This is a genomic window from Cupriavidus sp. HPC(L) (assembly GCF_000307735.3).
Lineage (GTDB): Bacteria > Pseudomonadota > Gammaproteobacteria > Burkholderiales > Burkholderiaceae > Cupriavidus.
In genome coordinates, this window is the sequence record NZ_AMPR02000093.1 from 1 (window position 1) to 9,643 (window position 9,643).

A 9,643-nucleotide genomic window follows, 5' to 3' on the forward strand; every position below is an offset into this window, starting at 1 on the left:
GGCATCGGCCGGAAACTGCGGCGGCACGCCGGCCGCCGCGCGGGCCAGCGCGGCGCCAACATAGACGACCGCGGCCGCGATGCAGACCACCGTGGTGGTCGCCACCGGGTGCACGCCGGGCGTCAAGCGCGCGCCGACGATGATGTAGATCGAATAGATCAGCGCCGACGCCAGCCCCAGGCCGATGCCGAGCGCACTGCCCTGTCCGCCGCCGACGGTCAGTCCCGCGCCGACCGAGCACAGCACCAGCGCGGTCACCGCCGCGCCGGTCAGCTTCTCCTTCAGGAACAGTGCCGCCATCACCGTGACGAAGACCGGATACAGATACAGCAGCAGCGCGACCAGGCTCGCCTGTGCATGGTTCAGCGCGCTGAAGAAGCAGAACGACTGGCCGACATAGCCGATGCCGCCCATCGCCGCCAACGCCAGCACGCGCGGCCACGGCGGCAGCGCGATCCGCTGCCAGCGCATCACCGCCGCCAGCGCGATCGCGGCCAGCACGAAGCGCACCGACAGCAGGCCATAGACGTCGGCACCCGCGTCATAGGCAAAGCGCGCGAAGATCGCCATCGCGCCGAAGGCGCTGGCCGAGATCGCGATCAGCAGCACGCCGGCGAGCTTGTCGCCGGCATGCCGCAGCGGGGTCGATGAGCGTGGGGAAGCGGTCATGGAGGGAGGCCGGCCCGATGGCGAGGTCAACGATCCCGCATTCTAGTCGGCATGCGGCCCCTGCGGCACAGTGGCGCTCCATCGAGCGGAGGGCGCGGCCGGCAAGTCCGCGGACCGTCGTTTACAATCCGCCCCATCATGTTCAATCCCTCCCGTGAAGAAGTCCGCCGGTTCTTTTGCGAAGCCTGGCGCAAGCAGGGCGCCAACGACGTGCTGACGCCGCTCGAGGCGATCGCCGTCGACTGGATCCGCGCCCATCCCGAATACCACGACCAGTTGGCCGATGCCGAGGCGGCGGTCGCCGAGGAATTCACGCCCGAACGCGGGCAGACCAACCCCTTCCTGCATCTGGCCATGCATCTGTCGATCGCCGAGCAGGTATCGGTCGACCAGCCGCGCGGCATCCGCCAGGCCTTCGAACAGCTGGCGCGCCGGCTCGATTCGCCGCACGAGGCGCATCACCAGATGATGGAATGCCTCGGCGAGATGCTGTGGCAGTCGCAGCGCAGCGGCCTGCCGCCCGACGGCGAGCACTACATCGCCTGCGTCCAGCGCCGCGCGCGCGGCTGACCTCCCGCCCGGTGCCGGCCGACCGGCCGGTACAAATCGTCACAGCCAGCGCGGCCGGCCCCGTGCTAGGCTTTGCCGCGTTGCCATTCTCGGCCGTGCCAAGCGTCGTATCCGGCACGGCACGCCAAACAATCTCCGATGATGCCGTTGCTCCGAACCCCGTCCGCGGGCCGTCGTCCGCGCCTGCTCGCGCCCGCCGCCGCCGTCTCCGCGATCTCCGTCGCGCTCGCCGCCCTGTACGCGCCCTCCGCCGATGCCGCGATCGCGCTGCTGCAGCCTCCGCGCGTACTGGACGGCGCGCAGCCGCTGCGGCTGACGCTGCTGGTGACCGCCGACACGGCCAACCGCGGCTATCTGGTGCCCGACACGCTGGAAGTGGTGGCCTCGCCCGAAATGCTGGCGCCGGTGCGCATCACGATGCGGCGGATCACGCCTGGGCCGTCCACGGTGCGCCTGCGCCGCGGCGAGAATCGCACGATCCAATACCAGGGCGAGATCCCGCCGACGCTGCGCGGCCAGATCCGGCTGGATCCGGTGGGCCTGGACGCCGCGCCGGTGCTGGTGACGCTGAATCAGTCGGGGCTCACGCCGCCCGCCACCGCGGCGACGCCATCCACCTCCGCAGCGCCGGCCACCGCCGCCGCCACGCCGGCTGACGAGGGCGATCAGCATGCCGATGTCGCCGCGACGCCGGTCGAGCCGGTGCTCCAGCCGAAGGGACCGGGCCAGCCCGTCTACGATCAGCCGATCCTGACCGGCGGCAGTCGCCTGACCTTCAACGATCCGATGTACTACGCGGTCGGCGCGCACGGCGGCGCCAACGCCAAGTTCCAGTTCAGCTTCAAGTACCGGATCTTCGAAGGCCGCGCCCCGAATTCGCGCTACTGGCTGGACAACCTGTACCTGGGCTACACGCAGTTCTCGCTGTGGGATCTGTCGGAGGAGTCGAAGCCCTTCCACGACACCAACTACCGGCCCAGCATCTTCTACTACCTGTCCGATACCGGCGTGCGCAATCGCTGGATCAGCCGGCTGTCGGTGGCGACCGGCCTCGAGCACGAGTCGAACGGCCGCGACGGCGACCAGTCGCGCAGCATCAATACGCTGTTCCTGAAGCCGACCTTCCACTTCGGCGAGCCGGACGACTGGCACTGGACCGTGACGCCCAAGCTCTACTACTACCTGGAAAAGAGCGACAACAGCGATATCGCGCGCTACCGCGGCTATATGGATCTGCGGGTCGCCTACGGCAAACCCGATTCGTGGGAGCTGGCGGCGACGGTGCGCAAGGGCACGCGCCAGTGGTACGGCAGCGTGGATGCGCAGTTCACCTACCCGATGGGCCGGCTGATACCGGGCACTGCCGGCTACCTGATGGCGGGCTACTTCGTCGGCTATGGCGAGAGCCTGCTGGACTACAACCGCAAGACGCCCTGGCAGTTCCGCATCGGCTATTCACTGAACCGCTGATCCGCTGGCTGGGCCGCTGGGCCGGTGCCGGGCCGCGCAGCCGAGGCAGCGGCGGATCCGTCATCCGGCCAGCGGCTTGCCGCTCGCCTTCAGCCGCGCGTTGGCGACCGCCGCGGAGAACTGTCCGATGCCGTGCCAGCCGGTGGCGCGGCCCAGCTTCTTGCCGCGGTGGAAGAACATGAACACCGGGATGCCGTACAGCCCGAAGCGCCGTCCCAGCGCCGGATGCGTGTAGACGTCGGCATGCAGCCAGTGCAGATCGAGCGCGCGCAGCGGGTCCGGGTTGGCCAGCATGGCCTTCTTGGCCATCTCGCAGTTGTAGCAGTCCTCGCCCCAGAAGAACACGCAGACCAGCTCGTCACCGGCGGCCGCGAGCGCGTCGTCGATGGTGTCATGATCGACCGCGCGCATGCCGAAGGCCTCGAACGCGCGGTGATCCGTATGGGGCGCCGGCGCTGCGCCGAACGGGTAAGGCATCGCATTTCTCCACAAACGAGAACGCCCGGTGCCGAAACGGCGCCGGGCGTGGCTGCGCATCGGTGGCAGGCCGGTCTGCCCGCCGCCCCTTACTTCGGCGCAGCCACCGTCACCAATGCGGGCCGCAGCACGCGGTCCGCGATCAGATAGCCGCGCTGCAGCACGGCCACCACCGTGTTCGGTTCCTGCTCCGACGGCACCATCGAAATCGCCTGGTGCCGATGCGGGTCGAACTTCTCGCCGACCGGATTCAGTTCGACCATGCGGCCCTTCTCGAAGGCGCTGGCCAGTTGCTTGGCGGTCAGTTCGACGCCCTCGCGCAGCTTGCCGATATCGCCCGATCCATCGGCCAGCGCGGCCTGCAGGCTGTCCATCACCGGCAACAGATGCTCGGCGAAGCTCTCGATGGCGAACTTGTGCGCCTTGGCCACGTCCTCCTGCGCGCGGCGCCGGATGTTCTCGGACTCGGCGACGGCACGCAGATACAGGTCGTAGTTCTCGCGTGCCTTGGCTTCCTGTTCCGCCAACTGCGCGGCAAACTGCGACGCGTCATCCGCGGCGGCGGCGGGCTCTGCCGATGGATTGGGCGTGGCCGATTGCGCGGCTTGCGCTTCGGCGGCCTGGTCGGCGGGCGAGGTCGGCGGCGTGTTGGATGGCGTTTGCTTCTGGTCTTCCATGTCGATCCGTTTCAGAACAAGTTGCGGCCGCACAGGGCGGTCCGCCTGGGGTCAATCGGAATTCAGCTGGCAACTGGTGGCGCCAAGCCGATATTTCAAGAGCGGATGGACATCTGCAACGAAACATCAGCTTACAAACTTAAACCAGTGCTGCGAGAAGTGAAATTGCTTTGCTGCAGTGCAGCTTCTAAGATAAATCCAAAAAAACGACAACACTGCCGGGGTGCCGTCTCCTATTGCAGTCCTTCCTGCCGGGGTAAGGCCATGCGCAAGCTGCCGAAGCCGTCCAACAAAACGCCGAAGTTCTCTCCGAAGTTCTCGCTGTTCACGCTGCTGGTTCTTCTTTCCGTGGCGGCGCTGACCGTCTTCGTCTGGCTCTCCGATGGGCTGACCCCACGCGACAGCGTGGCCGGCGGTGCCGATCCCGCGCTGCGCCAATACATCATCCAGTACTCCCGCTGAACATTGCAGCGGCTTACCCTTTGAAGCCGTCGATGCGGCGGCGGTCCCGCTTGGTCGGGCGCCCTTGCAGTTGCGACGCCGGCTCGACATGGAGACGCCGCCGCTCGGCCTCCGCGGCGCGCCGCGTCCGGCTCTCCTCGGTTTCCTCATAGAGCGTCTGGGCCACGGACGCCGGCCCGCGGGCCGGGGCGATGCCCTTGACCACCAGCTCCCAGCGCTGCTGATGGGCGTCGATGCGCACGGTGTCGCCCGGCTTGACCTCGCGCGAATTCTTGCATGGCTGCCCGTTGACCTCTACCCGGCCCCGCTCGACGGCCTCGGCCGCCAGCGAACGGGTCTTGAAGAAGCGCGCGCACCACAGCCACTTGTCGATCCGCTGCCGCGCATCGTCCTCGTACGACGGATTCATGCCGCGGCTCCCCTTGCCTGCGCCAGCGAGCGCCTCGCTTCCAGTTCGTGCGCATGCGGCAGGCGCAACGGCCAGCCCTGCATATGCTGCAGCGCGATCTCCGACAGCGCGGTGATCCAGAACGGCGCGTCGTTCAGGCACGGAATGAAGTGAAATTCCTTGCCGCCGGCGACCTTGAATTCGGACTGTCCTTCCATCGCGATCTCCTCCAGCGTCTCGATGCAGTCGGCCGGAAAGCCCGGGCAGAATACGTCGACCCGCGCGGTGCCGACCTTGCCCAGCTCGGTCAGCGTCGGCGCCGTATAGGGCTGCAGCCACTCTGCCTTGCCGAAGCGCGACTGGAACGTGACCTGGTACTGGCCGGGCTGCAGGCCCAGCGCCTCGCCCAGCATGCGGCCTGTCTTCAGGCATTCGCAGTGATACGGATCGCCCAGCTCGAGCGTGCGCCGCGGCACGCCGTGGAAGGACAGGATCAGCCGGTCGCCGCGCGCGAAATCCGGGGCCCCATGCTGGGCCCAGTAGGCGCCGACCTGCTGGTGCAGCGCGCCCAGATAGGCCGGGTGGTCGTGAAAATGTTTGACCAGCCGCAGTTCGGGCTGATTGCGCCATTCGCCGAGCACGCGAAACAGTTCGTCAAACGCGGTCGCGGTGGTGGTGCCGGAATACTGCGGGTACATCGGCAGCGCCAGGATGCGCTCGCAGCCCTGGCGCCGCAGCGCCTCCATCACCGAAGGGATCGACGGGTTGCCGTAGCGCATCGCGCAGGCCACCGTCACGTCATGCCCCTGCTGCGCCAGCAGCTGCTGCAGCGCATGCGCCTGCCGCTCGGTATGGACCAGCAGCGGCGAGCCGGTCCGGTGCGCCTCGCGCAGCCAGATCGATTCGTACTTCAGCGCCGACGCGCGCGAGCGCAGCGGCAGGATCAGCCCGTACAGCACCGGCAACCAGGCCGCGCGCGGAATCTCGACCACGCGCGGATCGGACAGGAACTGTTTCAGGTAGCGGCCGACCGCCTTGGGGGTCGGCTCGTCCGGCGTGCCCAGGTTGATCAGCAGGATCGCCGTGCGGGGCGCCTGCCCATGGCGGTAGGCCGGTTCTGCGGTAAAGGTCATAGGGATTCCGGTATCGCCGGGGCACGAAGGCCGCCCTGCGCGTGGCGGCCCGCCCAGGCCGCCATCAGTTCTGGCTGCTCAGCGCGCTCGACAGCAGCCGCGCCGTGATATCGACGATCGGGATCACCCGGTCATAGGCCATCCGCGTCGGGCCGATCACGCCCAGCGTGCCGACGATCTGGCCGTCGACCTCGTACGGCGCGGTGATCACGGCCATGTCCTCGAGCGGCACCAGCCGGCTCTCGCCGCCGATGAAGATCTGCACGCCCTCGGCGTGGCTCGACACATCGAGCAGCTGCAGCAGGCTGGTCTTGTGCTCGAACACGTCGAACAGCCGGCGCAGCTTGTCCATGCTCGAGGCCAGGTCCTCGACCTCGAGCAGCTTGCGTTCGCCCGAGATATAGACCTGCTCGTCCTCGTCGGCCATCGCGCTGCTGCCGGCCTCGACCGCGGCCTGCATCAGTTCCGACATGTCGATGCGCAGCGCCTTCAGTTCGTCGCGCAGCCGCTCGCGCACGGTGTCGAAGCGCATGCCGGCGTAATGGGTGTTGATGAAATTGGCCGCCTCGACCAGCTGCGACGCGCTGTAGGGCAGCTCGGTCTGGATGATGCGGTTCTGCACGTCCCCTTCCGGGGTCACGATGATCAACAGGATGCGCTTGTCGGACAGGCGCATGAATTCGATCTGCCGGAAGGCCTGCGCGCGGCGCGGGGTCATCACCACGCCGGCGAACTGCGACAGGTTCGACAGCGTGCGCGCGGCCGACGTGATCATGCGCTGCGGGCTCTGCTCCTGCGCGCCGAGTTCGCCCTGGATCAGACCGGCCAGCTTGGTGCGGTCGAACTGGGTATCGAGCGGCTGGGCCGTCAGCATGGTATCGACGAACAACCGGTAGCCGCGCGGGGTCGGGATGCGCCCCGCCGACGTGTGCGGGCTGGCGATGAAGCCCATCTCTTCCAGGTCCGACATCACGTTGCGGATGGTCGCCGGCGACAGGTCCAGTCCCGAGTACTTCGACAGCGTACGCGAGCCGACCGGCTGCCCTTCGGCGATGTAGCGCTCGATCAGGGTCTTGAGAAGGGTTTTCGCTCGTTCGTCCATGGTGTCCCGATTTTACGCAAGTTTTGCGCGGTGGGGCTCGCTCTGGCACTCGCCCCCCGGGCCGTGCTGACAATGGTCATGGCGGTATGGTCTAATCCGGGCATGTCTGCACACCCCAAGTCCGGCGCCGCGCACGCGCCCTTTCGCACGGTCGCCCTGGTCGGCAGGTATTCGACCGCGGGCATCGAAGGTCCGCTCGAGGAACTGGCGGCCTGCATCCTGCGCAACGGCCAGGACGTGGTGTTCGAACGCGAGACCGCGCTGGCGACCGGCCTGACGGACTACCCGGCGCTGTCCGCCGAGGAGATCGGCCGCGAGGCCGACGTCGCGGTGGTGCTCGGCGGCGACGGCACGCTGCTCGGCATCGCGCGCCAGCTGGCCGGCTTCTCGGTGCCGCTGATCGGCGTCAACCATGGCCGCCTCGGCTTCATGACCGACATCCCGCTGGAGGATGTGCAATCGGTGCTGCCGGCCATGCTCAGCGGCCACTACGAGCCCGAGAACCGCATGCTGCTCGAATCGCGCGTGATCCGCGACGAGGGCGTGATCTTCTCCGCGCTGGCCCTGAACGACGTGGTGGTCAATCGTTCGGGCATCTCCGGCATGGTCGAGCTGGCGGTCTCGGTGGATGGCTACTTCATGTACAACCAGCGTTCGGACGGCCTGATCGTGTCGACGCCGACCGGATCGACCGCCTATGCGCTGTCGGCCGGCGGGCCGATCCTGCATCCGACGCTGTCGGGACTGGTGCTGGTGCCGATCGCCCCGCATGCGCTGTCGAACCGGCCGATCGTGCTGCCGCACGACGCCGAGGTGTCGATCGAGGTCGCCACCGCGCGCGATGCCAGCGTCAACTTCGACATGCAGTCGCTGACCTCGCTGCTGCCGGGCGACCGCATCGTGGTGCGCCGCTCGGCCAAGACCATCAACCTGCTGCACCCGGTCGGCTACAACTACTACGCGACGCTGCGCAAGAAGCTGCACTGGCACGAGTACCCGACCGAAGACAACCGGCTCTGAGCGCAAGCGTCCCGCATCGTTTGCCGCCCGCCCCAGCCGGTCCCGATCCCTCCCCTAGTCATCGCCGCCCTCCGTCTCCGAAGATGCTGCGCAGCCTGTCCATCCGCGATTTCGTCATTGTCGATACGCTCGACCTCGACTTTTCCGCCGGCTTCACCGTGTTCACCGGCGAGACCGGTGCCGGCAAGTCGATCCTGATCGATGCGCTGGCGCTGGTGCTCGGCGAGCGCGCCGATGCCGGCGTGGTGCGCGAGGGCGCGGCGCGCGCCAGCGTCAGCGCCACCTTCTCCACGCACCCCGCGCTGGACGCCTGGCTCAACGAGCAGGCGCTGGCCGAGGACGACGGCAACGTGCTGCTGCGCCGCGTCGTCGATGCCAACGGCCGCAGCAAGGCCTTCATCAACGGCAACGCGGCCACGCTGGCGCAGCTGCGCGAGGTCGGCGACCAGCTGGTCGACATTCACGGGCAGCACGCGCATCAGCTGCTGCTGCGGCCGGACGCGCAGCGTCTGCTGCTCGACGCGCATGCCGGCCTGACCGCGCAGTCGGCCGCGGTCGCCGAGGCCTGGCGCACCTGGCGCGCCTGCGTGCGGCAGCGCGAAGCGGTCGAACAGCAGTCGCGCGAGATGCAGCTCGAACGCGAGCGGCTCGAATGGCAGGTCGGCGAGCTCGACAAGCTGGCGCCGCAGCCCGATGAATGGGAGGCGATCCAGGCCGAGCACAAGCGGCTGTCGCACGCGGCCAATCTGCTCGAGGGCGGCCGCGCCGCGCTCGACGGGCTGTCCGAAGCCGACGGCGCGGTGCTGTCCGCGCTCAATGCGATGGTCCACCGGCTGCGCCAGCTCGCCGAGGTCGATCCCGCGCTGGGCGATGTGGTGACCGCGCTGGAAGCGGCCGAGGTGCAGGCCGAGGAAGCGGCCCACTCGCTGACCCGCTATGTCGACCGGCTCGAGCTCGACCCCGAACGGCTGCAGGTCGTCGAGGAGCGGATGCAGGCGCTGCACACCGCCGCGCGCAAGTTCCGCGTGCCGCCCGAACAGTTGCCCGACGAATTGCTGGCGCGCCGCCAGCAGCTCGACGACCTGCAGGCCGCACAGGACCTGAACAAGATCACCGCGCGCGAGGCCGCGGCCCGCGCCGCCTACCTGACCATCGCGCGCCACCTGAGCGACGCCCGGCGCCAAGCCGCAGAGCGGCTGTCGGCCGCGGTCACCGAGGCGATGCAGGGCCTGTCGATGGCCGGCGGCAGCTTCACCGTGGCGCTGCACCCGATCGACGAAGGTGTCAGCCATGGACTCGAACAGGTCGAGTTCCTGGTCGCGGGCCATGCGGGCGTCAGCGCGCGGCCGCTGGCCAAGGTCGCATCGGGCGGCGAACTGGCGCGGATCAGCCTGGCGATCTCGGTGATCACCAGCGAGGCCGCGCCGACGCCGACGCTGATCTTCGACGAGGTCGATACCGGCATCGGCGGCGCGGTCGCCGAGGTGGTCGGCCGCCGGCTGCAGGAACTGGGCCGGGCCCGCCAGGTACTGTGCGTGACCCACCTGCCGCAGGTCGCCGCGCAGGCCGGCACGCATTTGCTGGTCAGCAAGGAGACCGTCAGCGATGGCGGCGAGGCCGTGACGCGCTCGCAGATCCGCGTGCTCGACGCCGCCGGGCAGCATCACCGACGACC

11 protein-coding genes are annotated in these 9,643 nt (G+C 68.6%); 5 read left to right on the plus strand and 6 right to left on the minus strand.

The genetic code is table 11. The features are described from left to right. A partial coding sequence (locus B551_RS07120) for a DMT family transporter (RefSeq protein WP_023263765.1) occupies positions 1-669 on the minus strand: 669 nt, incomplete at its 3' end. Between the two features lie 138 nt (positions 670-807). Between B551_RS07120 and B551_RS07125 the strand changes: the two genes are divergently transcribed. Both B551_RS07125 and B551_RS07130 read left to right on the plus strand, forming a co-directional pair. Then, positions 808-1,239: a DUF1841 family protein gene (locus B551_RS07125; protein WP_006576813.1), complete on the plus strand. Its 432-nt coding sequence runs from the start codon at positions 808-810 to the stop codon at positions 1,237-1,239. A gap of 141 nt (positions 1,240-1,380) precedes the next feature. Continuing rightward, positions 1,381-2,709 (plus strand): phospholipase A, encoded by a 1,329-nt coding sequence (locus B551_RS07130; RefSeq protein WP_043437931.1) that lies wholly within the window; start codon positions 1,381-1,383, stop codon positions 2,707-2,709. Between the two features lie 60 nt (positions 2,710-2,769). On the opposite strand, the gene B551_RS07135 is transcribed toward B551_RS07130, so the two are convergent. Both B551_RS07135 and grpE read right to left on the minus strand, forming a co-directional pair. Next, entirely contained in the window at positions 2,770-3,186 is a 417-nt protein-coding gene (locus B551_RS07135; RefSeq protein ID WP_006576815.1) for a co-chaperone YbbN, read from the minus strand. Between the two features lie 89 nt (positions 3,187-3,275). Beyond that, positions 3,276-3,863 (minus strand): nucleotide exchange factor GrpE, encoded by a 588-nt coding sequence (grpE, locus tag B551_RS07140; RefSeq protein WP_006576816.1) that lies wholly within the window; start codon positions 3,861-3,863, stop codon positions 3,276-3,278. 264 nt (positions 3,864-4,127) lie between these two features. Here grpE and B551_RS07145 point away from each other — a divergent pair, with 264 nt between their 5' ends. Further along, a complete protein-coding gene (locus B551_RS07145; RefSeq protein ID WP_006576817.1) occupies positions 4,128-4,325 on the plus strand; it encodes a hypothetical protein in 198 nt (65 codons plus the stop codon). Between the two features lie 13 nt (positions 4,326-4,338). Here B551_RS07145 and B551_RS07150 read toward each other — a convergent pair whose 3' ends face one another. From B551_RS07150 to hrcA, 3 genes are all read right to left on the minus strand, one after another. Further along, positions 4,339-4,734: an RNA-binding S4 domain-containing protein gene (locus B551_RS07150; protein WP_006576818.1), complete on the minus strand. Its 396-nt coding sequence runs from the start codon at positions 4,732-4,734 to the stop codon at positions 4,339-4,341. Continuing rightward, a complete protein-coding gene (gene hemH / locus B551_RS07155) occupies positions 4,731-5,846 on the minus strand; it encodes a ferrochelatase (RefSeq protein ID WP_023263767.1) in 1,116 nt (371 codons plus the stop codon). Before hemH ends, B551_RS07150 begins: the two co-directional genes overlap by 4 nt. A 64-nt stretch (positions 5,847-5,910) precedes the next feature. Beyond that, positions 5,911-6,948, minus strand: a complete 1,038-nt coding sequence (hrcA, locus tag B551_RS07160; RefSeq protein ID WP_006576819.1) for a heat-inducible transcriptional repressor HrcA — start codon at positions 6,946-6,948, stop codon at positions 5,911-5,913. Between the two features lie 102 nt (positions 6,949-7,050). Between hrcA and B551_RS07165 the strand changes: the two genes are divergently transcribed. Together B551_RS07165 and recN are read left to right on the plus strand one after the other, a co-directional pair. Then, entirely contained in the window at positions 7,051-7,968 is a 918-nt protein-coding gene (locus B551_RS07165; RefSeq protein WP_006576820.1) for an NAD kinase, read from the plus strand. 83 nt (positions 7,969-8,051) lie between these two features. Next, the coding region (recN, locus tag B551_RS07170) for a DNA repair protein RecN (RefSeq protein ID WP_023263768.1) at positions 8,052-9,643 on the plus strand (1,592 nt) is incomplete at its 3' end.